The organism is Bacillus sp. WC2503 (assembly GCF_052682895.1).
The window spans coordinates 5262088-5288441 of record NZ_JBQYMD010000001.1 but is presented as its reverse complement, the minus strand read 5'-3'; the positions used below and the strand labels follow the sequence as shown (position 1 = coordinate 5288441).

General features: G+C 34.7%; 23 protein-coding genes. 8 read left to right on the top strand and 15 right to left on the bottom strand.

All coding sequences use genetic code 11. The features are described from left to right. Positions 1-5: 5 nt before the first annotated feature. The gene (locus ACUN26_RS27175; protein ID WP_000760042.1) at positions 6-1064 is read right to left on the bottom strand and encodes a FecCD family ABC transporter permease; all 1059 of its coding nucleotides are present in this window, start codon (positions 1062-1064) and stop codon (positions 6-8) included. Next, entirely contained in the window at positions 1061-2065 is a 1005-nt protein-coding gene (locus ACUN26_RS27170) for a FecCD family ABC transporter permease (protein WP_000925227.1), read from the bottom strand. Before ACUN26_RS27170 ends, ACUN26_RS27175 begins: the two co-directional genes overlap by 4 nt. A gap of 172 nt (positions 2066-2237) precedes the next feature. On the opposite strand from ACUN26_RS27170, the gene ACUN26_RS27165 reads away from it, so the two are divergent. Continuing rightward, positions 2238-3206 (top strand): ABC transporter substrate-binding protein, encoded by a 969-nt coding sequence (locus tag ACUN26_RS27165; protein WP_001010250.1) that lies wholly within the window; start codon positions 2238-2240, stop codon positions 3204-3206. A gap of 380 nt (positions 3207-3586) precedes the next feature. Continuing rightward, complete coding sequence (locus ACUN26_RS27160) at positions 3587-4936, top strand: peptide MFS transporter (RefSeq protein WP_000338301.1); 1350 nt, start codon at positions 3587-3589, stop codon at positions 4934-4936. A gap of 37 nt (positions 4937-4973) precedes the next feature. On the opposite strand, the gene ACUN26_RS27155 is transcribed toward ACUN26_RS27160, so the two are convergent. Continuing rightward, the gene (locus ACUN26_RS27155; RefSeq protein ID WP_000383122.1) at positions 4974-5153 is read right to left on the bottom strand and encodes an acid-soluble spore protein H; all 180 of its coding nucleotides are present in this window, start codon (positions 5151-5153) and stop codon (positions 4974-4976) included. 191 nt (positions 5154-5344) lie between these two features. Further along, the gene (locus tag ACUN26_RS27150; protein ID WP_000081428.1) at positions 5345-5632 is read right to left on the bottom strand and encodes an ArsR/SmtB family transcription factor; all 288 of its coding nucleotides are present in this window, start codon (positions 5630-5632) and stop codon (positions 5345-5347) included. 810 nt (positions 5633-6442) lie between these two features. Here ACUN26_RS27150 and ACUN26_RS27145 point away from each other — a divergent pair. After that, the gene (locus tag ACUN26_RS27145) at positions 6443-8062 is read left to right on the top strand and encodes an L-lactate permease (protein WP_000109129.1); all 1620 of its coding nucleotides are present in this window, start codon (positions 6443-6445) and stop codon (positions 8060-8062) included. A gap of 40 nt (positions 8063-8102) precedes the next feature. On the opposite strand, the gene aspA is transcribed toward ACUN26_RS27145, so the two are convergent. The 3 genes from aspA to gloA2 all read right to left on the bottom strand — a co-directional run bounded on the left by aspA (position 8103) and on the right by gloA2 (position 11503). After that, entirely contained in the window at positions 8103-9536 is a 1434-nt protein-coding gene (aspA, locus tag ACUN26_RS27140; RefSeq protein ID WP_000562163.1) for an aspartate ammonia-lyase, read from the bottom strand. Between the two features lie 173 nt (positions 9537-9709). Continuing rightward, positions 9710-11008: a hemolysin family protein gene (locus ACUN26_RS27135; RefSeq protein WP_000353290.1), complete on the bottom strand. Its 1299-nt coding sequence runs from the start codon at positions 11006-11008 to the stop codon at positions 9710-9712. Positions 11009-11116: 108 nt separating this feature from the next. Further along, positions 11117-11503 carry an SMU1112c/YaeR family gloxylase I-like metalloprotein gene (gene gloA2, locus ACUN26_RS27130; protein ID WP_001017658.1) on the bottom strand — a complete coding sequence of 129 codons (387 nt, stop codon included), beginning with the start codon at positions 11501-11503 and terminating at the stop codon, positions 11117-11119. Positions 11504-11594: 91 nt separating this feature from the next. On the opposite strand from gloA2, the gene ACUN26_RS27125 reads away from it, so the two are divergent. The 3 genes from ACUN26_RS27125 to ACUN26_RS27115 all read left to right on the top strand — a co-directional run bounded on the left by ACUN26_RS27125 (position 11595) and on the right by ACUN26_RS27115 (position 15617). Further along, positions 11595-12773, top strand: coding sequence for a NupC/NupG family nucleoside CNT transporter (locus ACUN26_RS27125; RefSeq protein WP_000668851.1), 1179 nt, complete (start codon positions 11595-11597; stop codon positions 12771-12773). Positions 12774-13103: 330 nt separating this feature from the next. Then, complete coding sequence (locus ACUN26_RS27120) at positions 13104-14120, top strand: LCP family protein (protein ID WP_002093839.1); 1017 nt, start codon at positions 13104-13106, stop codon at positions 14118-14120. A gap of 234 nt (positions 14121-14354) precedes the next feature. Continuing rightward, positions 14355-15617, top strand: a complete 1263-nt coding sequence (locus ACUN26_RS27115; RefSeq protein WP_000777338.1) for a VanW family protein — start codon at positions 14355-14357, stop codon at positions 15615-15617. A 54-nt stretch (positions 15618-15671) separates the two neighbouring features. Here the strand turns inward: ACUN26_RS27115 and ACUN26_RS27110 are convergent, their stop codons facing one another. Next, on the bottom strand, positions 15672-15944 hold the full coding sequence (locus tag ACUN26_RS27110; RefSeq protein ID WP_000288801.1) for a hypothetical protein: 273 nt from the start codon (positions 15942-15944) through the stop codon (positions 15672-15674). Positions 15945-15959: 15 nt separating this feature from the next. After that, the gene (locus ACUN26_RS27105; protein WP_000822696.1) at positions 15960-16478 is read right to left on the bottom strand and encodes an RNase A-like domain-containing lipoprotein; all 519 of its coding nucleotides are present in this window, start codon (positions 16476-16478) and stop codon (positions 15960-15962) included. 399 nt (positions 16479-16877) lie between these two features. On the opposite strand from ACUN26_RS27105, the gene ACUN26_RS27100 reads away from it, so the two are divergent. Continuing rightward, on the top strand, positions 16878-17426 hold the full coding sequence (locus tag ACUN26_RS27100; protein ID WP_000852217.1) for a TVP38/TMEM64 family protein: 549 nt from the start codon (positions 16878-16880) through the stop codon (positions 17424-17426). A 63-nt stretch (positions 17427-17489) separates the two neighbouring features. Here ACUN26_RS27100 and ACUN26_RS27095 read toward each other — a convergent pair whose 3' ends face one another. The 3 genes from ACUN26_RS27095 to ACUN26_RS27085 all read right to left on the bottom strand — a co-directional run bounded on the left by ACUN26_RS27095 (position 17490) and on the right by ACUN26_RS27085 (position 20758). Next, positions 17490-19190, bottom strand: a complete 1701-nt coding sequence (locus tag ACUN26_RS27095; RefSeq protein WP_000730354.1) for a M4 family metallopeptidase — start codon at positions 19188-19190, stop codon at positions 17490-17492. A 165-nt stretch (positions 19191-19355) separates the two neighbouring features. Beyond that, positions 19356-19484, bottom strand: a complete 129-nt coding sequence (locus ACUN26_RS27090) for an NprX family peptide pheromone (protein WP_000733136.1) — start codon at positions 19482-19484, stop codon at positions 19356-19358. A gap of 14 nt (positions 19485-19498) precedes the next feature. Beyond that, on the bottom strand, positions 19499-20758 hold the full coding sequence (locus ACUN26_RS27085) for a helix-turn-helix transcriptional regulator (RefSeq protein ID WP_001187940.1): 1260 nt from the start codon (positions 20756-20758) through the stop codon (positions 19499-19501). Between the two features lie 199 nt (positions 20759-20957). Here ACUN26_RS27085 and ACUN26_RS27080 point away from each other — a divergent pair, with 199 nt between their 5' ends. Continuing rightward, complete coding sequence (locus tag ACUN26_RS27080; RefSeq protein WP_001110357.1) at positions 20958-22421, top strand: nicotinate phosphoribosyltransferase; 1464 nt, start codon at positions 20958-20960, stop codon at positions 22419-22421. Between the two features lie 202 nt (positions 22422-22623). Here ACUN26_RS27080 and ACUN26_RS27075 read toward each other — a convergent pair whose 3' ends face one another. The 3 genes from ACUN26_RS27075 to ACUN26_RS27065 all read right to left on the bottom strand — a co-directional run bounded on the left by ACUN26_RS27075 (position 22624) and on the right by ACUN26_RS27065 (position 26228). Then, positions 22624-24990: a heavy metal translocating P-type ATPase gene (locus ACUN26_RS27075; protein ID WP_000796581.1), complete on the bottom strand. Its 2367-nt coding sequence runs from the start codon at positions 24988-24990 to the stop codon at positions 22624-22626. A 20-nt stretch (positions 24991-25010) separates the two neighbouring features. Beyond that, complete coding sequence (locus ACUN26_RS27070) at positions 25011-25388, bottom strand: ArsR/SmtB family transcription factor (protein WP_000829682.1); 378 nt, start codon at positions 25386-25388, stop codon at positions 25011-25013. 291 nt (positions 25389-25679) lie between these two features. After that, entirely contained in the window at positions 25680-26228 is a 549-nt protein-coding gene (locus ACUN26_RS27065) for a class I SAM-dependent methyltransferase (RefSeq protein WP_000894487.1), read from the bottom strand. Between the last annotated feature and the right edge of the window lie 126 nt (positions 26229-26354).

Here is a 26354-nt window from a genome sequence, read left to right as displayed (position 1 = left end):
TCCCTTTATGAATTCCGACTTTTATAAAGTAAATAAATAAAATAAGGTGCACCAATTGCTGATGTAAATACCCCTGCTGGAATTTCAAGTGGTGTGAAAATTGTGCGCCCAATTAAATCCGCAGCGAGTACTAAAATTGCACCGACAATAGCTGCAACTGGGAGTAATGCACCGTATAAAGAACCAACTAATCTTCGCGAAATATGAGGTGCCATTAAACCAACAAACCCAATCCCTCCGGCAAAGGCAACCGCCCCACCAATTAAAGCTGTACTAAGTAATAACATAAATACACGCGACTTCGTTAAAGGAACACCAAGTCCTACCGCTATATCATCCCCTAGCTCTTGTGCATTTAAATGTCTAGCAGCGATAAAGGATATTACCGTTAAAATGAGAACCCAAGGCGCAAGTACCATCACATTTTGCCATGAAGAGCCGTAAACAGTACCTGTAATCCATACATTTGCTTGGCTCGCTTGATAAATTGGTGCTAATAACATAAATAACGTTGTTGCCGCTTTCGTTAACGCCCAAAATCCAACACCAATTAAAACAAGACTAATCGGTGATAAGCCATCATTTTTCCATGCAAATAAATATACAAAAAGCGCTACAATCGTCGCTCCAGCAAAAGCTGCGAGCGGCATATAATGAATGCTTACTGTTAGCGCATTGTTTTTATCACTAAATATAGCTAAAAAGAGTACAACTGCTACGCTTGCACCACCTGTAATTCCAATGATATCAGGGGAAGCAAGCGGATTTCTAACGAGCCCTTGTAAAATACAACCTGCTACAGCAAGTGCAATTCCTACAAGGATCGCAATTAAAATACGCGGCATACGAAACTTATTTACAACCATATTTGACATCGCATCGCCATTTCCAGTAATCGCTTGCCATACGTCATAAGGAGCAACCTTCATATCTCCCATACCTGCACTTGCAAAAAATAATCCTATTAAAATTACTAATAAACTCACCAAGACGAGACTAGCTCGTTTATACATTAAAAACGAGAATCCATCTTTTCCTATACGAAACGGGATATACTTCTTCATTTGCTAAGCCCTCTCTTACGTGCAATATAAATAAAGAATGGGGCCCCGATAAATGCTGTCATAACCCCTACTGGTACTTCTTGTGGCATAATGACATATCTTGCGGCTATATCCGCTAAGATTAATAGTATTGCACCTAACAATCCGCTATATGGCACTCTCCATCTGTGGTCAACTCCAACAAGAAATCTGGCAAAATGCGGAGTTACAATTCCTATAAATCCTATTGGGCCAGCAACCGCAACTGAACCACCCGACAACAATACAATAATGAGTAGTACGAATGATTTCATTAAAATTGTTCGTTGTCCGAGACCTTTTGCAACATCTTCTCCCATCATCAATGTATTTACTTTTCCTGCCATCATAAGAGATGCAATCCATCCTACTAATAAATACGGGAATACAGATAGTAAAATTTCTATTTTTCTTCCTTGTACAGATCCGGCAAGCCAAAACAATACTTCTTCCATTGCCTTTTCATTTAAAACAAGCAACCCTTGTGTTAATGATGAAAATAAAGCACTTATCGCGACACCTGCTAATGTTAACTTAAGAGGAGTCGTCCCTTCTTTTCCTAAAGAACTAGAAGCAAATACAAGTACAGCTGCAATTGCCGCTCCTAAAAAGGCAATCCACGTAAAAGCCGATAATGACGTCACAGAAAAGATAACAATTGCTACAACTATGAAGAACGCAGCGCCTGAATTTAATCCAATAAAATCTGGTGAAGCAAGTGGATTCTTAGTTAAAGTTTGCATAAGACAGCCTGCAATGGCTAAACTAGCACCAACACTAGCTGCAATTAACGCCCTAGGCAGACGTACATTTTGAATAATAATATGTTCATTGGAACCATTAAAATGGAAAAAAGCATCCAATGCTAGTTTCCAACTCGTATTTGTATATCCAAAAATAATACTTCCCCAAATACAAATAACGACTGCAATGATTCCAACAAATAATCCAATCCATTTTGCTCGATTTGTTTTTAATAACATGCAGCGTTTCCCCTTCAATGTATAATGATACGTTGTTAGTGTATTTCAACTTAATTCTCATTGTCAACGGAAATGAGAATTATTTTCATCCATATGTATTGACAATCAAAAGATAAAGGCTTAATATCATGCTTGCTATTGAAAAATATTCTCAACATGTAGGGGGTACATAATGAATTTCATGCGGAAGAAATCGTTTACATTATTTGTATTTTTACTAGCATTTTCAATGCTTTTAAGTGCTTGTGGAAAATCAAATAACAAAGAAGAATCTACAAAAGAAGATAATAAAAAAGAAGTGGTTACTGTAGAACATGCAATGGGTAAAACAGAAGTTCCCGCTAATCCAAAACGTGTAGTTATCTTAACAAATGAAGGAACTGAAGCTTTACTTGAATTAGGTGTGAAACCAGTTGGTGCTGTAAAGTCTTGGACTGGTGACCCATGGTATCCACATATTAAGGATAAAATGAAAGATGTAAAAGTTGTTGGTGATGAAGGACAAGTTAACGTTGAAACAATTGCTTCTTTAAAACCAGACTTAATTATTGGTAACAAAATGCGCCACGAAAAAGTGTACGAACAACTAAAAGCAATTGCACCTACTGTGTTCTCAGAAACATTACGTGGTGAATGGAAAGATAACTTCAAATTTTATGCAAAAGCATTAAATAAAGAAAAAGAAGGCCAAAAGGTTTTAGCTGATTACGAAACACGTATGAAAGATTTAAAAGGCAAACTTGGTGATAAAGTAAATCAAGAAATTTCTATGGTACGCTTTATGCCTGGTGATGTTCGTATTTATCACGGTGATACATTCTCTGGTGTTATTTTAAAAGAACTTGGATTTAAACGTCCTGGTGATCAAAATAAAGATGATTTTGCAGAGCGTAACGTATCTAAAGAACGTATTTCGGCAATGGATGGCGATGTATTATTCTACTTCACATTCGATAAAGGCAATGAGAAAAAAGGTTCTGAACTAGAAAAAGAATATATAAACGATCCTCTATTTAAAAACTTAAATGCAGTAAAGAACGGAAAAGCATACAAAGTTGACGATGTTATTTGGAATACAGCTGGCGGTGTAATGGCTGCTAACTTGCTACTAGACGACATTGAAAAACGCTTCGTTAAATAAATTTATTCTAACCAGCTCCCCTCTTTTATGGAGCTGGTTTTTTCATTTCACTGAAGTGTCACATTATTTCATTTTGTATTTTTATTCCCAATATGTTATATTATAAAAGTAAATAGAATATATTTTCTCTATATCAGAATAAATATTTTAATCTAAATTTTCTGATTAATCACTATTTTAAATTCGTTTAGAATTCAATTACTACATTTGAAAACGCTTATTATCGAGTTTTCAGGGCAAAATACAATAACGGTTGAAGAAAATAGAACTTTTTCAGAAATTTTCTTTCTATTTCCATATAATTCTATTGACTTCTAAATATTTTGTAAATTAAAATGATTACATAAATATCCGTTATACAGGATTAGGGGGAAACAAAAATGGATGCAGCTTTAAAATTAGACAAAGCTGGAGAGCAACAATCACCAAAAAAACATCCACCAGGGTTATACTTGTTGTTCTTTACAGAAGCATGGGAAAGATTTAGTTATTACGGAATGCGTGGCTTATTAGTTCTTTATTTAACAACGAGCTTAGTAAGCGGCGGTTTAGGCTTTGATAAAGCAGTTGCAGTTCAAATTTACGGTATTTTCACAATGCTTGTATATTTCACACCTATTATTGGTGGCTGGTTAACTGACCATTTCATTACGAAACGACACGCCATTACTATTGGCGGTATCATTATGGCGATTGGTAACTTCGTACTATTTTCAATGAATACGAAAACTGGACTATTTTTAGGATTAGGATTATTAGTTATCGGTAACGGATTCTTCAAACCAAATATTTCGACTTTATTAGGTCAATTATATAGCGACAACGATTCTCGTCGTGATAGTGCCTTCACTATCTTCTACATGGGAATCAACTTAGGAGCTCTTATCGCTCCATTCATTTGCGGTTACTTCGCAGATTACAGATACGGTTTCTTAACAGCTTGTATCGGTATGATTATTGGGCAGATTGCATTTAACTTATTAGCACCTCGTTACTTAGGATCAGCTGGAACAACAGTTGTGGGGAAAAAATCTAAAGAACACAATGCAAAAGCTGTTGAGAAAAAACCTTTAACACCACAAGAGAAAAAACGTACTGTTGCAATTTTAATTTTAACTTGTTTCGTTGTATTCTTCTGGGCAGGATTTGAACAAGCTGGTAGTTCTTTAACACTTTACACAGATAAGTTCGTAGATCGTACAATTGGTGGATTTACAATTCCAACACCTTGGTTCCAATCTGTAAACCCATTATTCATTATCTTATTAGCATTACCAGTTTCTGCATTATGGATTAAACTTTCAAAAACAAAAAATGGTGATTTAAAAATCCCTACAAAAATGGCTTTTGGTATGATTTTACTAGGAGTCGGGTACTTAGTTTTAACTTTAGCTGTTCTAAAAACTGGTAGCGATGAAGGTAACATTACAATGAAAGCAAACTTACTATTCATTGTATTCACTTACATGTTCCACACAATCGGTGAACTATTCTTATCACCAATTGGATTATCTATGGTAAGTGCAATCGCTCCTGTTAAATTAGCATCATTATTAATGGGTGTATGGTTAGCTGGTACTGGCTTTGCAAACTTATTAGCAGGACAATTAGCTGCTTTCACTCAATCTTTAGGATATTTAGAAGTATTTGCAAGCATCGGTGTTATCGTAATCGTACTAGGATTAGTACTTCTTATGTTCTCTAAGAAAATTGCACATATGATGGAATAACAAAAAGACGCTTCTAAAATTAGAAGCGTCTTTTTTATTATTTCTCCTCTAAAGCCGTCACGTCCACATGAACGCTCTCACCAGGATTAGATACGTCATACACTTGGGCACTCCCCTTCTGCTCATCACAGCTCTCAATCCATACTGGTACGCCCTCATATGTAACGTCAATTTTACTTGAAGAAGATAAGATTTGTTTCACACGTTGCACATCCATACTACTATCCCTCCTTTTGCTTACTACACTCCTTTCTATTTTTTCTTTTCCTTTTAGAATATATTCCGTAAGGCAGCATGTTGATTGATAGTCATTTCTTCCTCACTTGTTAATATTTACTCTCTCGCTACCTTTCTGACAAATAAAAAAAGACGTATATTCCACACGTCTTTTTCCATAATATTCAAATTTTAAGAAAATAATGTTTTTACTACTGCACTTACTTTATCATTATGGATTTGATAATACACTTCTAATCCTCGTCTCTCAAAGCGCACTACCTTATTTTGCTTTAACTTCGTTAAATGTTGTGAAACCGTTGATTGCGGAATTTCTAATACTTCCTGTAGTTGTGTTACATTACACGTTCCACGTTGCATTAGTTCCATTACTAGGCGTAGACGCAACGGATGCGCTAACGCTCTTAACATTTGTACATCTTCTTCTGAAATACGACATTCGAATTGATTTTGGCTCATAAAGTTCCCCTCATTTTCGTTTTTATTTTCTTTTTATTTATTTATATATCTGTTCTTATATTTCCTGTTACGACATAACTTTATCAACCTATAACGCTGAAAATTTTTTCCACCTTTATCAGCATAGAATTCAGGAAAAAATCCTTACTGATTTTGAATATTATACTATATGATATAACGAAAAAGCAAAACAAAGGGCTACAAATACTTTGCTTGCAAACGTTGTTTTATCAGGCTTTTTGTTATATTTTCACCTCATTGAAACGCAAAGTAATGATATTGTAAAATACCGTCTATAATTGATAAACTTCCGTAAAGTAGTTGGAGTATACTTAACCTCTTTGTTACACTAAAAGGAATTTTCAGTAAAAAGAGATGCTCTAGTATTAAGAATTTGCTTCTTATTTTTTATTCATATTACATTTGGCTGGAATGTTATTCAAAACCTCATAATGAAATAAACCACTCCTTCCCCAACTAGATCAAACAGGACAGATAAGTGCAATATATCAAACTTTATATTCGATACAAAAGACGGCATCTACTATACACCTATTGGGACAATGACATATGAACAAAATACTCACTGAATAAAGTTTCACTTTAAAAAGCGCACTCAAATACATTTAAGTGCGCTTTTTGTCTACTTTATGAACAAAGCTTTCTTTTAACACTATTATGGAATAATTATACTTTTTTACGTTGACAATAGTGTTGAAGGAGAATATACTAAGCATGTAAGTTGATTGTGAATTATTTCACAAACAATGTGAATTTCTTCACATATAATAGATAGGAGTTGTCATTATTATGAGTACTTGGACACAAATTTATGACCCATTAAACAACATTTGGTTATCTGCACTAATCGCAGCACTTCCAATTTTTTGCTTCATTATTTGTTTAGTGGGATTCAAAATGAAAGGTTACATGGCTGGGCTTTACAGTGTAATTGTTGCTATTATTCTTGCTATATTTGTTTATAAAATGCCTACAACTGCAGCAGTAGCATCTGCCGGATTTGGTGTTTTATCTGGATTTTATCCAATTTGTACTATCGTTATCGCAGCTATCTTCCTTTACAAATTAACTGTTAAAACAGAACAATTCAATGTCATTCGTGATAGCATTTCAAGTATTACAAATGATCAACGTTTACAAGTATTATTAATCGCTTATTCTTTCGGCGCTTTCTTAGAAGGCGCAGCTGGTTTCGGTGTTCCGGTTGCTATTACAGCTGCATTACTTGTAGGTATGGGCTTTAATCCATTAAAAGCAGCGGGCATTTGCTTAGTAGCTAATATCGCTGGTGGTGCTATGGGGGCTATGGGTATTCCAGTTACAGTACCTGCACAATTAACTGGAATAGATGCATTAACTGTGGGTCGTCAAGCAGTTTACATTTTGCCATTCATTAGCATTGTTTTACCGTTCTTACTTGTTTCAATGGTAGATGGATTTAAAGGCATTAAAGAAACTTGGCAAGGTATTCTTGTAAGTGGTGTTTCTTTCGCAATTACTCAGTTCGTTGTAACTTACTTCTTAGGCGCTGAACTTACTAATATTTTCGCAGCAGTCATAAGTATGGTCGCTCTTGCATTATTCTTACGTGTTTGGCAACCAAAATCTTCTGCTAAAGAAGAAAAACAAGAAGAAAAAGAATCTCATACATTCAATCAAATTTTATATGCTTGGTCTCCATTCGTATTCTTAACTGCATTTGTAACAATCTTTAATTTAAAACCAATTAAAGCTTTATTTGCTCCGGATGGTCCATTAGCAAACTTAGTATTTAACATTCAATTCCCTGGTCTTCATAATCAAGTTATAAAAACTGCACCAATCACAAAAGCTGATATACCTTTCGCAGCGATTTTCAAACTAGATGTATTCTCTTCTACAACTACTGCGATTGTATTAGCAATTATCGTTTCACTTATCGTCTACCGTGTAAACGGCAAAATGATTAAAGAATTAATGATTGAAACAATAAAAGAATTAAAGGTTCCAGTATATACAATTTGTAGCGTTATCGCTTTAGCTTACGTAGAGAACTACTCTGGTATGTCATCTACACTTGGACTTGCATTCTCTTCTACTGGAAATGTATTCCCTATTCTTTCTCCAATCTTAGGATGGATTGGCGTATTCATTACTGGTTCAGTAGTATCTAGTGGTTCACTATTCGCACCACTTCAAGCAGTAACTGCCGATCAATTAAACATCGTCCCATCTACTCTCGTTTCATTAAACGTAGTTGGTGGCACAATAGCAAAAATGGTTTCACCACAATCCATAGCAGTTGCTTGTGCGGCAGTTGGACTAGTTGGTAAAGAATCTGCTCTATTTAAAACAGTGATGAAATATAGTTTAATCTTCTTAGCTATTATTAGCTTACTTCAATTAAATGCTGTATTTAATATCTTTTAAAAATAAAACACCGATCCAAATAGATCGGTGTTTTTTCACATTACATCTTCTTATTCTTTAATAAAGAAGCACCAGCAATTTCAGGATGCGTCATTTCGAATGGATCTAAAATAATATCCAATTCTTCTTCTGTCAGTACACCATGTTCTAAGCATAACTCCCTAACAGATTTCCCTGTTTCAATCGCTTCGCGAGCAATGCGAGATGCTGCTTCATAACCAATGTGAGGGTTAACTGCTGTAATAATTCCAACACTTTTCTCAACATATTGCTTCAGCAATTCTTCATTTGCTGTAATTCCTTTAATACAGTATTCTCGGAATACACGGAATCCGTTATTCATAATACTAATAGATTGAATTAAATTAAATACAAGCACAGGCTCCATTACGTTTAATTCTAATTGTCCTGCTTCTGAAGCCAAGCAAATTGTATGATCATTACCAATTACTTGGAAAGCAACTTGATTAATTACTTCTGCCATAACTGGATTTACTTTACCTGGCATAATAGATGAACCTGGTTGGCGTGCAGGCAATTGAATCTCTGCTAATCCGACACGTGGCCCAGACGCCATAATACGAAGATCGTTTGCAATTTTAGACATATTCATCATACATACTTTTAATGCTGCAGATACTTCTGTGTATGCGTCTGTGTTTTGCGTTGCATCAACTAAATGCTCTGCGCCGACAAGTGGGAATCCGCTAAATGTTCGTAAATGTTTTACCACATGTTCAATGTACGTAGGATTTGCATTTAATCCCGTACCAACAGCTGTCGCCCCCATATTCACTTCATATAAATGTTGACGAGACTGTTTAATTCTTTTTATATCACGCGCAAGCACGCGGCTATACGCTTCAAATTCTTGTCCAAGGCGAATTGGCACTGCATCTTGTAAATGTGTACGTCCCATTTTAATGACGTGATCGAACTCTTTTGCCTTTGTACGGAAAGCAGCATGAAGTTCTTCCATTGTAATAAGAAGCTCTTCTAACATCATAAGAGTTGCAATATGAATTCCCGTTGGAAACGCATCATTTGTTGACTGAGCCATGTTCACATGCGTGTTTGGGCTAATTTTCGCATACTCACCTTTTTCGTATCCCATACGTTCTAATGCTCTATTCGCAATTACTTCATTTGTATTCATATTAATGGAAGTTCCAGCACCGCCTTGAATTGGATCCACAATAAATTGATCATGGAACTTTCCATCAACAATTTCTTGTGCTGCTTCCGCAATTTCTTGCCCAATATCTTTAGCTAAATAACCGGTATCCATATTCGCAAGTGCCGCCGCCTTTTTCACAATTGCCATTGCCGTAATGAGTGACGGATGAATGCGATATCCTGTAATTGGAAAGTTTTCTACGGCACGTAATGTTTGTACACCATAATAAGCTACACTTGGTACTTCCTTTTCACCTAAAAAATCTTTTTCTATACGTATATCCTTCGTTGCTATCATTTGCATCACCTATACTTTTTCATTCTAAATCCTTATCTAAAAAATCCGCCATCTCAAAATACGAGTATTATTCAGAAGAATTTTTCAGTATCCACCTTCACTATATAGCACCTTTTTTGAAAGCGCAAACATTTAATTTTCTATATATCCTTTTTATTAAAGTTTATAGAAAATCATTCTTCTACTTTCTTTATCTCAACTCGTTTAATTTGATGCATATCCTTTTCAAGGACTTTAAAATAAAAACCATGTTTCTCAATAACATCCCCTTCAGCAACGACTTGTTTTTGTACCATGATCCAACCACCAATTGTATCTACATCATCAGCAACCAAATGTATGCCAAATAAATCATTTACTTCACTAATAAGCACTTTTCCCTCTACAATTTTACATCCTTCGCTTATGTGTTCGATAGGCGGGTGTTCATCTTCATCGTATTCATCTCGAATTTCTCCAACAATTTCTTCTAAAATATCTTCTAGCGTGACAATGCCTGCTGTACCACCATATTCATCATATAATACAGCTAACGGAATTCGCCTTCTTTGCATTTGTAATAGCAAATCATGAATTGGGATATTTTCTAATACTTCAATAACTGGCCTTGTATATGGTGTAATCGAGCACTCTTCCTCTCGATTACCATCCATATAACGAATAAATAAATCTTTTACATTAACCATTCCGATAATCTCATCTTTATCTTCACCAAATACAGGATATCTCGTATATTTTTCTTGCGCAATTACTGTAATATGTGTTTCAAACGGCTCGTCCTCATATAATCCTACAACTTCCGTACGAGGTACCATAATTTCCTTTGCTACTCTATTATCGAATTCAAAAATATTATTTACGTATTTAAATTCCCTTTGATTAATCTCTCCGCTCTCATAGCTCTCCGATAAGATTAACCTTAATTCTTCTTCTGAATGAGCTACTTCATGTTCAGAAGCTGGATGTAATCCAAATAAACCTGTTACAAGCCTTGCTGAACCATTTAAAGCCCAAATAAACGGATACATAACTCGGTAAAAATAAATAAGTGGCTTTGATAATAATAAGCTAACTTGCTCTGACCTTTGTATAGCTAATGTTTTTGGGGCAAGTTCCCCAATAACAACATGTAAAAATGTAATCACTGCAAAGGCAATAATAAATGAAATTGTACTAGCAATGGCAGGAGATAATTGTAACTTTAAGAACAATGGCTCGAGTAAATGTTTTATAGTTGGCTCTCCTAACCACCCGAGCCCTAACGCAGTAATCGTAATACCTAACTGACATGCTGATAAATACTCATCTAAATTTGCAGTTACTTTTTTAGCAGCCAATGCACCTCGTCGTTTTTCAGTAACGAGTTGATCAATGCGACTGCTACGCACCTTAATAATTGCAAACTCAACAGCCACAAAAAAAGCTGTTAATGCAATAAGAATGGCTACCATCAATAATTTTAAAATATCCACATATGCCCTTTAGCTTTCTTAGCTAAAGTTACACCTCCTTTTAAAAAGAAGTTTCACTTTAGTTTCTTCAATTATTAGAAAGCAACCCTATATAAAATTCACCAATTTTTAAACCTCATATAATTCTAAAGGTAAACCGTCAGGATCTTGGAAAAAGACGAATTTCTTCCCCGTTATTTCATCAATACGTATCGATTCCGTCTCAACACCACATTGATTTAAATGCGTCACAGCTTCTTCTATATTTATAACTGCAAATGCTAAATGTCTAAGACCAGTTGCTTCTGGAAAACTTGGGCGCTCAGGCGGACTTGGAAATGAAAATAATTCTATTTGATACTCTTCTCCTACACATAAATCCAACTTATAAGAATCGCGTTCCTTTCTATATACTTCATTTATCACTTTAAAACCTAATATTATAGTATAAAAATCCTTTGACACTTCATAATTCGAACAAATAATTGCAACGTGATGCACTTTACATATATTCATGATTTCTCTATTCCTTTCTTTACCAAAGATGCATATTCTCCCTTGAAATGAAAAACATATATAGCAGAACATCTCTTTTAGGGGGCTTACTATGAAATTTATCACTTTTTTTGTCGGACTTATCGTCGTTTTCTTCCTTGCTTATATTGCTAGCAATAATAAGAAACACATTAAATTCAAACCTATTTTCATCATGCTTATTATACAGTTAATTTTAACCTATTTATTATTAAATACAGAAATTGGTCTCATACTTATTCGGTTCATTTCCAGCCTTTTCACAAAGCTACTCGAGTATGCTGCTGATGGTATAAACTTTGTGTTTGGCGGTCTTGCAAATAAAGGTGAGATGTCATTTTTCCTTACTGTATTATTACCGATTGTCTTTATTTCCGTCTTAATTGGTATATTACAACATTTCAAAATACTACCATTTTTTATTCATTGGATTGGTTTCTTTCTTAGCAAGATAAATGGTCTTGGGAAATTAGAATCTTACAATGCCATCGCTTCCGCTATTGTCGGCCAATCAGAAGTGTTTATTACGGTAAAAAAGCAATTAGCACAAATTCCAAAACACCGTCTTTATACACTTTGTGCATCAGCCATGTCAACAGTATCTATGTCTATCGTAGGTGCCTATATGACGATGATTGAACCTAAATATGTAGTAACCGCACTCGTTCTCAATTTATTTAGCGGCTTTATTATCATACTCATCATTAACCCTTACGACGTTAAAGATGAAGAAGATATTTTGGAAATAAAAGGTGAAAAGCAAAGTTTCTTTGAAATGCTTGGCGAATATATTCTTGATGGTTTCCGAGTAGCCATTGTCGTTGGCGCCATGCTCATCGGATTCGTAGCATTGATTAGCTGCATTAATGACCTATTCCTCATTATATTCGGCATCACTTTTCAGCAATTAATCGGCTACGTATTTGCACCTATTGCATTTCTTATCGGTGTACCAAGTTCTGAAATTGTCGCAGCTGGTAGCATTATGGCAACGAAGCTTGTAACGAATGAATTTGTAGCAATGATGGATCTTAGTAAAATTTCCAATAGCCTTTCTCCCCGTACAGTTGGTATCATTTCTGTTTTCCTCGTTTCTTTTGCCAACTTTTCTTCTATTGGAATTATTTCCGGTGCAGTAAAAGGGTTAAACGAAGACCAAGGAAATGTTGTGGCAAGGTTTGGGCTTAAATTACTATATGGAGCTACTCTCGTTAGTATTTTATCTGCAATTATCGTAAGTATTATGTTGTAATTAGGTAAAATTTTATCATTTTCTTATCCCTATCTTTTGTATACAATAACGAATAGGTGTCTTATAAAGTGAAACTTTACTCAGAGGGGACTATCCCCCTCTGAGTATTAGCCTTCACCAATCGGGCTTTTACGGGCAGTTAACTCCCACCTAACTTCCTTGCATTCGCTGGACTTTGAGGTGGGAGTTTTACTGCCCGTTAATGCGGGATAAATAATCAAGACATCTATTTTTTATACATGTACAATCGCTTTTATTTAGCGTAAAATATTTTTTATGTGTTTTAATACACCTAGATGTATACACTTTGATAGTTTTAAAGGAGAAAAAATGATGAAATCCGACACAAACAACAATATGCGAGCCAAAACAGGACGCTCAAAGAAAAAACGCCTACTTTGGTTCCTTCTTATTCCATTACTAATTGTAGCACTTGGAGCAGGAGGTTACTCCTTCCATATATACAGTAAAGCAAAATCCATTTTAAATAACGCTTATTCTGAACTAGGTCGAGGAGATAAATCCAACAAACGTGAAAAAGCAGTTAAACCTATGACTGATAACATTTCCGTACTTATTATGGGTGTTGATGAAAGTGATATTAGAGAAAAAAATTATGGAAAAGCAACTCGTACGGATGCGCTATTACTTGCAACAATTAATAAAAACGATAAATCCGTTAAACTTGTAAGCATTCCACGTGACTCACGCGTCTACATTAAGTCACGTGATAAATACGATAAAATTACACATGCACACGTATTCGGCGGTGTAGACAGCACGATTGATACAGTAGAGAACTTTTTAGACGTTCCTGTTGACTACTACGTAAAATTTAACTTTAAATCCTTTATCAAAATCGTTGATTCCCTTGGCGGTATTACTGTCGATGTTCCTGTTGAGTTTACAGAACAAAATAGTAAAGACGAAGCAAATGCAATTCATCTTAAAAAAGGACGTCAACATTTAAACGGAGAAGAGGCACTTGCACTAGCTAGAACTCGTCACATCGATAGCGATTATATGCGTGGTCAACGACAACAACTTGTTTTAGAAGCTATTGCCGAAAAAGCACTATCTCTTAATTCCATTAATAAAATCGGTGGCCTACTAGATGCTGTCGATAATGATTTAAAAACAAATTTAACTTTTGATGATATGATGACAATTGCAAAAAATTCAATGGATTCAAGTTTAAAAATGGACAAATTTCAAGTGGAAGGTACAGATAAATATATAGATGGTATTTATTATTACGTTCCAAACGAAAAAAGCGTCAATAATATATCGACAACACTTCAAGAACATCTCGGTGTTACGAATAAAAATGAGCATAAAAAATTATAATAAAAAGGCTGCTAGATTTTTCTAGACAGCCTTTTTATTATAATTTTCAACAAATTTTTCATGCATATTGTGACAAAAAGAGACAATTATTACAACAGTGTAACATTTTTTATAAAAACATTACACACACAGTGGAAATAATAGTATACTAGAACTTACATACTGTTATTTTCATCATTTTTATACAAAAAATGTAATACATATATTTATACACAAATTTCTGGGGGGAAATAAATGAAGCTAAGTAAAATACTGATCGGTTCTGCAATTGCAGGGGGCATATTACTTTGTGTAGGCGGTATTGGTGGATATCAATATGTATCCAAATTAAATAATCAATTAAATAACACCGCATTACCAAATACTACGTTTGAAGGTATTTCTCTTGCTGGAAAAAATAAAGCAGATATTCAAGCAATTATTAATCAAAAAATAAATGAATTAGATCAAAAATCTCTTACCTACATATTCCAAGATGATAAACAAACTTACATATGGAAAGATTTAGGTATAAATTATAAAGAGAAAGATATTGTAAACAAAATCTTTAAAGAACAAGAAGGAAACGTAATGAGTCGTTACAAAATGCGGAAGCAAGCTGAAAACGATGAATTAAAACGTGACTATAAATTAACACCACAATTAAATACAACAGCTTATGAAACCTTTATAAAAGATAAATATAATGAAACATTAAAAAATCCTGTTAATGCAGAATTAAGTATTGAAGGCTCTACTGTAAATGTTAGCCAAAGTCAAAACGGAGAAAAAATTGATAAAGGCAAACTACGCGATTTAACAAACGAAGCTATTACTACTGGTAAATCAGATGTTACATTACCGGTTACATTAATAAAACCAGAACGTTCTACAGAAGATATACAGAAAATGGGAATTAAAGAAGTCATTGCTGAGTACTCTACTCCAATGGCTGGCCGTAATGGTAATCAATCCTTTAACGTAAATAAATCAGCTAATACTTTAAGTGGAGTTATTGTAGCACCTGATGAAACGTTTAGTTTTAATGGCCGTGTTGGTGTAACTGATGCTGCACATGGTTATAAATCTGCCGCAGTATATTCACAAGGTAAAGTTATACAAAGTGCAGGCGGAGGCGTTTGCCAAGTCAGTAGTACTTTATATAGCGCAGCTTTAAGGGCAGATTTAGGAATTGTTTCTCGAAGTAATCATTCTATGCCCGTAAATTATTTACCACTTGGGCAAGATGCAGCAGTGGCAGACTATGGTCCGGATTTAAAATTTAAAAACAATACAGGTAATCATATTTATATTCAAGCATTTTCAAATGGAGGGAGTATTACTACACGCATTTTCGGTACAAATACTGGTAAAAATGTTGAAGTTTCTTCTCAAGTAATTAGTAGAACTAATGATAAAATAACAGCGGTTACGTATAAAAAAGTAACACAAAACGGCGAAGTACTATCAAATGGACAAATTTCAAAAAGCGTATATAAAAGTGCCCCAAAACAATGAGATACTATCAAACGGACAAATTTCAAAAAGCATAAAGAAAAAGGCGTGATCTACTCACGCCTTTTTCTTTTGCAGTAATAGTAAAAAAGTTTCAAGATGATCCTTCGTTTCTTCTAAAGACCATATACGATTCCCTTGCTTCGCAGCCAGTACGCACGCTTCTTCCCACGCGTTCTTGTTCTTCATATATACTAATTCATCGCGTAATTTCAAAACAATTTCTTCATCTTCTTGCTCTATAAACTCTGCCATCACGCTTACTATTTCATCCTCATGAATACTTAACGTACAGTATGATTTAAGAAAGTATTGTAATGTCGTATACATATGTACTCCCCCTTCTTATTTGTCAGATGGATAAGAAGTAATAATCTTATATCCTAAATCTCCTGACTTATCTCTCGCTAAAACAGTAACAGTTTTTACTAACTTATCTTTTACATTCATATTTTTCTTTATTACCGTTTTCCCGACCGGGAATGAATGAGTTGTATTTAATACGAGACGAGCCTCTTTAGAATTTTTTAACCAATCTTGAATTTCTTTATCATGTTGCTTCAAACTATCTTTTACAGCTTTCGTCGCTGTTTCTTTATCATAATATGTACTTGCCGCTGATACTTTATCTGTCTTCAAACGATTCTTCAAATCCTCTTCTGATTTACCTACATGCCTTTCAATCGTATGACCATTTTTAGGCGGCCCTTCCATTTCATCTAAAATATTATCACTAATTTTTTCTACTGACGTACCTTGATTCCCTGTTTGTTTCTCAGTTTTTTGTTCTTTTCCTGCACATCCACTTAAGATCAGCATCAATGCCAGTAAACTACTGAAGAAAAGACTACTTATTCGTTTCATCATATCACCTCTTCCATGATTATTATCGTAACTTCACTAAAAGTCAATTTCACAACGAAAAAACACATACATTTTTTAAACCCTTCAGCTATTTTGCTATGTTTACCACTCTATCTTCATCAAACCACTATTTTTCACCTACTTTAAAATATACCCCTGTGATTTTCTAATTATTTCCCGAATTAAAATACCATTTAAAACACTACATAAACCCTTTAAAAACAAGGTTTATGTAGTGTTTTTCAACAAATTAAAATATACCCCCTTTTTTGTATACCCAATACCTATATACCGTATACAAATGCCGTTCTGTCAACGTTTTCTACATTATGTAAATTTCTCCTTGCCTATCCATTCGAAATATGGTGTAATGCAAAAAAAGATAAAGGATTTTATAATATGGCAGAAACGATTCAAAATTTCCTAACAGAATACTATTCAATCGCAATTCCACTTAGTATCTTAATCAATATCATCATCAGTCTTTTAGGTTTTATCCCTAGCATCTTTTTAACCGCCATTAATATACAGCTATTTGGCGTTACAAATGGCACACTCATTTCGATCGCAGGCGAAGCATTAGGCGCTATTATCTCGTTTTATATTTATCGCATAGGCCTTCAAAAGTTCACTCACGATAAAGTAAATAAGTATCCAAAGGTAGAGCGTCTTCTTTATGTAGAAGGTAGAGAGGCCTTTCTACTCGTTCTATCGTTTCGATTTATACCTTTCATCCCATCAATTATCGTGACTTTATTTGCAGCTCTAGGGAAAATGTCATTACTCTCCTTCAGTATTGCCAGTACAATAGGTAAAATACCGGCCTTATTGATTGAAGTATATTCGGCATATCATGTTATGAACGGAACAAATGAAGCGAAGTGGATTGTAACAATCGCAGGTTGCATTGGATTGTTCTATTTGTGGAAAAAATGGAGAAAAAAATAAAGAAGGAGCCTATGCTCCTTCTTTATTTTTGAAGTATTTTATTAATATCTATCCCTTAAATCCTTAGTTTACACCAACAGCACTAAATGATTGCTTCACTGCATTTACTTCTGCAGAGCTAGCACCATATAAATCCGCTGCAGCTTGTACTGCACCAGCACGAGCTTGACTAAATGTAGTAGATTGCGTGAAATACTGTGTATTTGCACGGTAGTAAATCGCACCTAATTTATCTTTACCAATACCAGTTACAGTTACACCAGAATGCGTACCGCCATTTGCTAATAAATAAGCTTGCTTGTTAATAATACCACTGTTCGTATGAACCCCACCGTTATCACTAGTACCAGTGTAACGCTTAGAATAATGGTCTGGGTCACCATATTTCGCTGGATCACTCATAGAGCGAAGTGCATCTCCTGCTTTACCAGGCGTGTAAATATCTTCACCAATTTCCCAATCTGGATTACGATTATCATAGTATTCTACTAAAGTACCAAAGATATCAGAAATTGCTTCATTTAGCGCTCCTGATTCATTTTGATAAATTAAATCCGAGCTATTTTCCGTAACAGCATGCGTTAATTCGTGACCAATTACATCAATTCCACCAGATAATGAAGTGAATGTTACACCATCACCATCTCCGTATACCATTTGTGAACCGTTCCAGAATGCATTATTATACTTACTTCCGTAATGAACTGTTGATTTTAATGGTGCTCCTGCATCATTAATAGAGTTTCTATTAAATGTAGCTTTATAATAATCATATGTTCTACCAGCATAGAAATGAGCATCTACTGCTGCTGCATCATACGCTGCATTGAAAACATTATCTGCATCTGCCCATAATGTTCCCGGTAATGTTGAACGGTTTTTCGCATCATATGTGAAAATTGTTGCCCCGCGCGTATTATCTTGCAAGTAGTAAGATGACCCAGATAACGTTGTATTAAGCGATTTCGTATCTCCTAATACACCTTTACCAGTTCCCACTTTATTCGTTCCTGTTACTGGCTTTGCAGCAGCTTTTGCTTCCTGTTTAGGAGCATCTTGCTTAACTGGTGACTTATCTTCATTTGTTACATGATCAAGTTTATTATATTTATTTAACACTTTGCCGCTGTCTGCTTCAATGAAATAGTAGTAGTTTCCTGGGCTTGGATCTAAGAAGTTTAGATTTACAACGTATGCATATGTTGTTTCTTCACCGTTTTGATATACATATAAGTCCGCTTTTGGTTCTACCTCATATTTCGGTGTTACACCTAAATCTTGCTGCGCGATTGCAATCGCTTTTGCGCCTTCAATCTTATTTTTATTTTTCAACTTTTCTTTCTTGTCTAAATCAGGTGCAACTGTTCCAGACAATACTTTTAAAGAACCATCTTTACTTACGTGAGCTACTTGAGTAGAACCCCATACAGGTACTCCTTCGTAAACTTGTTGCATACGTACTACTGTTGAATCAGTTACAGCATCTTTTTTCACTTGTTTCACTTTGAAAGAATCTTGCGCACTCTTTTCCCCTAGCTTATAATCACCTTTTGCTGCATTTAAATAATCAAACACAACAGATTCCGCTTTCTTGCCAGTTGCTCCAGTTAGATCACCAGAAATAAACTCAGGCGACTTCACTGTCTCATTGTACTTCTTCGTAGAGAGCACATTTTTTGAATCTGCAAACGCAGAGCCTGTCCCTCCAAATGTAGTAACTGCCATTCCTGCCGCTAACACTAACGCTAAACTTTTCTTTTTCATGAACCTTCCCCCTAATAAAAATTTTTTTGAAAAAGAGTAGTTTCATATTAGCATTATGTTTCCACTATTAATATACTAAAAATTCAAATAATTATTTTCTCAAGTTTTGTAGAATTTTGAGGAACAAATATTGAAAAAACCCTTTCCGTTAGGAAAGGGTTTTTTTTATAAATTAATTTGTTCAACTGTTTTAGCTTCTTGCCCTAGAGTATCCGGCTTCCAAGCATACTGAATATCCAATACTACAGCTGCAATTGCCATAACCACAAATGTTCCTGCAATTAACTTTTTCATACTATCCCTCCTCTTTATTCTTCTAATAAAGTAATTGCTAATTTATAATAGCGATTACTTTCTTTAAAATCTGAGCATTCTTCTAAGTATTCAGCTAGTTCTAAGTATACTTTCTTTAAATCTTTTATATTTTCCTCTGTTTTAAAGAAAGGAACTACTTCTGTTTCTAGAAATTTTTTATAGAGGTCTCTTTCTTCAAAATATTTATATCTTAAATTTAACAATAAATATAACATCCCTTTGTATCTCTCATCTTTCCTTGCAGCAAGGATACCTTTTTCAATCCATTCAGCCGCTTCCTCAAGTTCTCCTAATTGAATACACTGCAACGAGAGCTCATACATGGCATCAATATAATTCATATCCTCTTCTTTTTTATATTTTAAGCATTCTATATAATACTCTTTCGCCTTGGCATAATTTTTTTGTCGGTAGTACAGATAACCAATATTATTTAAAGCAATAGAAAGAATATTATCTTTATCAGCAAAAGAAGTTGCTTCTCTTATGATATGATTATAGATTTCCATAGCTTCATTATATTGTTTTTTTCTAGTATAACTAAACGCAATTAAAAACTTACAATTAATTATATTTCTAAATTTATATTCGCTTTTAAAACCTTCTAATGCCACATTAGCAAAGTATAATGTCATATGATCTATTTCCATCTGACTATATGTCAATGCTAAATTATAATATATTCCTGTTTCATAATATCCTAACTCTTTCGCCATCGATTCTGTTTTTAACAAATACTCTAACGCTTGCGTATATTTGTACTGCACAGAATATAATAATGCCTTATTATACGTATATAACATCTTCTGAAAAGGCGAGTATTTCTTATACACTTTCTTCAATCCGTCCAATTCTTCTTCAACAGCAGGGAGATCCCGCTTCATCATTAAATAACGTGTATACAGCAGTTTATAATAATTTATAATTTCAAAATCCAAAACATGCTTCATTTCACCTTGCAACTCTTCATATATGCGTTCTACTTGTTGCTTATCCAAATGAACTAGTGCATTCAACCATTCATCCAGCTTCCCCTTCACATCTTCTTCTACATCTCTTAAATCCGTTACAGCAATCTCTAATCTTGCGCAGAGCAATTGTAGAATTTCTTCTGATGCTTCGATCTTTCCATTTTCGATCTTACTTAAGTATGAGACAGAACAAATGCCCTGACATAATTCTTCTTGTGTCATTTTTTGCTGTAGCCGTTTATAAAAGACTTGTTTGCCTATTTTTTCTAATGTTTGTTGCATTGTCCTCCTCCATTCTCATTACCCCCATTACTCTAATAATACATAAAATTTAAAGAAATATAAATTGATAAATGTTAATTTTCTAAAAAATATGCATTATTTCATTTTTTTCTCTCTTGACTTCACATCAATATCTCTTCTTTGCTACGAACGTCGTAAAATTGGTATACTATAACCAAATTACGGAGGTGTTTTCGCAATGAATTATTATAAAGACGATAGTTATGCCTTACATACAGATTTATATCAAATCAACATGGCTTATACATATTGGAAAGATGGTATTCATAATCGCCGTTCTGTTTTTGATTTATATTTTCGAAAGCTTCCATTTGAGAATGGCTACGCTGTTTTTGCTGGTCTTGAAAAAATTGTAGAGTACATAGAAAATTTCAGTTTTACCGAGAGCGATATCGCTTATTTAGCAGAATTACAATTTGAAGAAGAATTCCTTCATTATTTACAAAATATGAAATTCACTGGGGTCATTCGTAGTATGCAAGAAGGTGAAGTTGTATTCAATAACGAGCCTTTATTACGTGTTGATGCACCACTCGGTGAAGCACAAATTATTGAAACTGCCCTTTTAAACATTGTGAATTACCAAACATTAATTGCAACAAAAGCTGCTCGTATGAAGCATGCTGCAAATAACGATGAACTTTTAGAGTTTGGCACAAGACGTGCTCATGAATTTGATGCTGCCCTTTGGGGAACACGTGCTGCCTTTATTGGCGGTTTCTCATCTACAAGCAACGTTCGTGCTGGAAAACGCTTCGGGATACCTGTAGCCGGCACACATGCTCACTCTTTCGTTCAAGCGTATCGCGATGAATATGTCGCGTTTAAAAAATACGCTGAAACTCACAAAAAATGTGTTTTTCTCGTCGATACATATGACACATTAAAATCTGGTGTTCCAAATGCGATTCGTGTTGCAAAAGAATTTGGAGATCGTATTGATTTCTATGGCATTCGTCTTGATAGTGGTGATATGGCTTATTTGTCTAAAAAAGCAAGAATATTACTAGATGAAGCTGGGTTTACAAATACAAAAATTATCGCTTCTAGCGATTTAGATGAATACACAATTATGCACCTTAAATCTCAAGGAGCAAAAATTGATGTATGGGGTGTTGGAACAAAATTAATTACATCCTTTGAGCAACCAGCATTAGGGGCTGTTTACAAACTAGTTGCGATTGAAGATACTGACGGGAAATTAAATGACACGATTAAAATTTCATCTAACCCTGAAAAGATTACAACTCCAGGGCTTAAACGAATTTATCGTATAGTCAACAGGGTTAATAATCATGCTGAAGGCGATTATATTGCGTTAGATTCTGAAGAGCCTGAAAAAGAAGAACGCTTAAAAATGTTCCACCCTGTTCACACATACATAAGTAAATTCGTAACAAACTTTGAAGCACGTGAACTGCATAAAGACATTTTCGTTAACGGTGAAAGAACATACGAACTACCAAGTATATTAGATATTCAAAAGTATAACGAACAGAGTCTCGCTCTATTTTGGGAAGAATACATGCGAACTTTAAACCCCGAAGAGTATCCTGTCGATTTAAGCCAAGAATGCTGGGATCATAAAATGAATTATATTCAAACTGTTCGTGAACAAGTTGAAAAAAACATACAAAAATAAACAGAGAAGTTTCCTCCTTCTCTGTTTTTTCAATACTATATGAATATTTGTAAAAAATATATTAAAATAACAAGGTGAATATTTTTTATTTGTAAAATTTAATATTACGTTATTAAAAACTAAAATAATATTTGATATTATTTTATTGAGTCACTTTCAACAAAATAACCGATAAAAAAGAGGACGCAATTGCGCCCTCTTTTTATAAATCTTTCACTCGTAGTACACGCATTGCATTTAATACTGCAATTAACGTCACACCCACATCTGAGAAAACAGCTTCCCACATTGTCGCTATACCAAAAGCACCAAGTAATAAAACTAATCCTTTTACACCTAATGCAAATATAATATTTTGCCATACAATACTTCTTGTGCGTTTTGCAATTTTAACAGCTGTTGCAATTTTTGAAGGTTCATCAGTCATTATAACGATATCTGCAGCTTCAATCGCTGCATCCGATCCTAAGCCACCCATAGCAATACCAACGTCCGCTCGTGCTAATACTGGCGTGTCGTTAATACCATCACCAACGAAAGCAACTTTTTCTTTTCCACGCTTAGCCGCATCAATTTTTTCAATCTCTTCTACTTTTTGTTGTGGTAGTAGTTCTGCGTGAACTTCATCTAAACCTAATTCTTTTCCAACAGCTTCACCAACTGCTTTTGCATCCCCAGTTAACATCACTGTCTTCTTGATACCTAGTTCTTTTAACTTTTGAATCGCTTGTTTTGAATCCTCTTTTACCTCATCTGAGATAACAATATAACCTGCGTATTTACCATCTACAGCAACGTGAACTAATGTACCTACTGTTTCTGGTTGCTTAAATTCAATATTTTCTTTTCTCATTAATTTAGCATTACCTGCAAAAATTTCTTTTCCTTGTACTTTTACAACTGTACCATGACCAGAAATTTCACTATAGTCTTCAATAGCATTTTCATCGATTGATTTTCCATATGCATTTCGAATAGATTGTGCAATTGGATGATTTGAATATACTTCTGCAAACGCTGCATACTCTAACAGTCCTTCACTAGTAGTACCTTCACTTGGCTCCATTTTTGTAACTTTAAAGACACCTTTTGTTAATGTACCTGTTTTATCAAAGACGATATATTTCACATCATTCAATGCTTCTAAATAGTTACTTCCTTTTACTAAAATCCCACTTTTGGATGCACCACCGATACCTCCAAAGAATCCAAGAGGAATGGATACGACTAACGCACATGGACAAGAGATAACTAAGAATACTAACGCTCTATAAATCCACTCGGAGAATGTAGCACCTTCTAAAATAAGCGGTGGAATAAACGCCATGATCGCTGCTGTAATAACTACAACAGGAGTATAGTAGCGCGCAAATTTCGTAATAAAGTTTTCTGTCGGTGCTTTTTTACTACTTGCATTTTGAACTAAATCTAAAATTTTTGATACAGTAGATTCACCAAATTCTTTTGTAACTTCAATTGTTAATACACCATTTTGGTTTACAAAACCACTTAATACGTCATTACCAACTTCTACTTCACGCGGTACAGATTCACCTGTAAGTGCTGAAGTATCCATCATTGATGTTCCCTCGACTACTTTTCCGTCTAATGGTACTTTCTCACCCGGTTTTACGATAATATAATCGCCGATTTGTACATCTTCCGGTGATACTTGTTTCGTTTCATTTCCAACCTTTACATTCGCATAATCAGGGCGAATATCCATTAATGAAGTAATTGATTTTCGAGAGCGATTTACTGCAATACTTTGGAATAGTTCCCCTACTTGATAAAATAGCATTACCGCAACAGCTTCTGAATATTGTTGAATTGCAAAAGCTCCTACAGTTGCAATTGCCATTAAAAAGTTTTCATCGAATACTTGGCCGCGAGTTATGTTTCTTACCGCTCTCCAAACGATATCTCCACCTATTAATAAATACGCAAGGACGAATAATGGAATTGTTATCATTTGTGGTAAATCAGCTAAGGCAGCAATTCCTGTCAAAATTCCACCGACTACTAATCGCCCTATCATCTTTTTCACATTTGCTTCACCATGGTCGTGACTATGTCCGTGGTCATGGCCGCTCTTTTCTTCACGAACAACTTTCACATCTGGTTCTAACTTTTGAACGACATTCTTTATATCTTCTACAGTCGATTCTAACTCTCTTTTATTCGCAACTTCTACTCGTAATTTCTTTGATACGAAATCAACAGTTGCTTCTGAAACTGTCGGCATTTCCTTAACTTTATTTTCAATCTTCATTGCACAGTTCGCGCAATCTAAACCTTCTAATATAAAAACTTCTTTTGCAGCTTTATTTTTTTGCTCTTCTTGCACTTTAATATGTGGTTCTAACTTTGTAACAAGCTGTTTTGCTTCTGTCACAACTTCATTTTCTTTATTTTGTGCTGTTTCTAAAACCATCGTCTTTGTTGCAAAGTTTACAGAGCAAGAATTTACTCCTTCTATATTCCCAACGCCTTTTTCAATTTTCATTGCACAGTTCGCACAATCTAAACCTTCTAACATCAGTTTCTTTTTCACTAATGCTTCTGCCATCGTTCTCCCTCCTCGCGTTTTTATTCTTCCTCGTTTACGTGTTCAAACGCTTGCTCGAAGATATGAATTACGTGCTGGTCAGCTAACGAATAATAAACGACCTTTCCTTCTTTACGATTCTTTACAAGTTTCGCTTGCTTTAACACACGTAGCTGATGTGAAATAGACGATTGTGTCATTCCTAATAAATAAGCTAAATCACAAACGCACATTTCAGCTTCAAATAATGCATGTAATATTCTCGTACGCGTACGGTCACCTAATACTTTAAATAGTTCTGCTACTTTACTTAAACTTTCATCAGTCGGAATTGTTTGCTTCACTTGATTCACGACTTCCTCATGAATTACCGTTTGAGAACAAGTTTCCTGCGGTGTTTCTACTTTATTTTCAGCCATTATAGCTCACCTCTTTAATTGAACATATGAACAACTGTTCATATATCTTATACTTTTATTATATGAGCGCCTACTCATATGTGTCAATAAAATCCGAAAGATTTTTTTGACAATTCCATTCACATTTCAACATATACATATCAATATTCTCCGCACCTATCATACTCTTCATACAAAAAGGATGCACGAAAACTATCGTGCATCCTTCTCTTATTTCCCCTACATTAGCTACCCGTAAAAGCCCGATTGTTGAAGGCTAATAATCAGCAGGAGATAAAGAACCCCCACTGATTAAAGTTTCACTGCATCCACAATTAACGAAGCAAATTCTAATGTACCATCTTGATTTCTATGATCAAAACGTTTCGAGCGATAAATAAAACCATCTTTCTCATTCCAATCATTATAATGAAACTTACCATTCTCATCACAGTATTCTAAAGTCCTAACTTGAAAACCTGCCGATTCAAACATGGACGTGATTGTTTTATAGTTATGAACGATTTTATGACTTGCTGCTGGATGATCTAATGGCCCTGGTCCACCTACTTGTACACCTTGCTGATATTCTTCATCTGGGAAAAATGCATCTGGCACTGCACAACGAATATATCCACCCTCCGTTAAAAACTCATAACAAATTTTTGCAGCTTCGATTCCTTCTTCGTACGATAAATGCTCCCATACATGTTCCGCTAAAATTGCTGATAAAGAATTAGGTTGAAATTTATCAAGCCAAGTTTCTCTTCGCAATAAATTTAATTCTTCTTCATTCGTATGTAACCAACCAGGGTTATTATTATACTCCTCTGCTCCAACAACCACTTTCGTTTCTAGCATTCCTCTTCCTCCCCTTTTTTCATATTCCGACATAAAAATTCGACAATTTAACATTTATTTCCTTCCTTATCCAAAAGAAAAAGCCTTGTGCGCTCCCTAGACGCACAAGGCTTACTATTTTATATC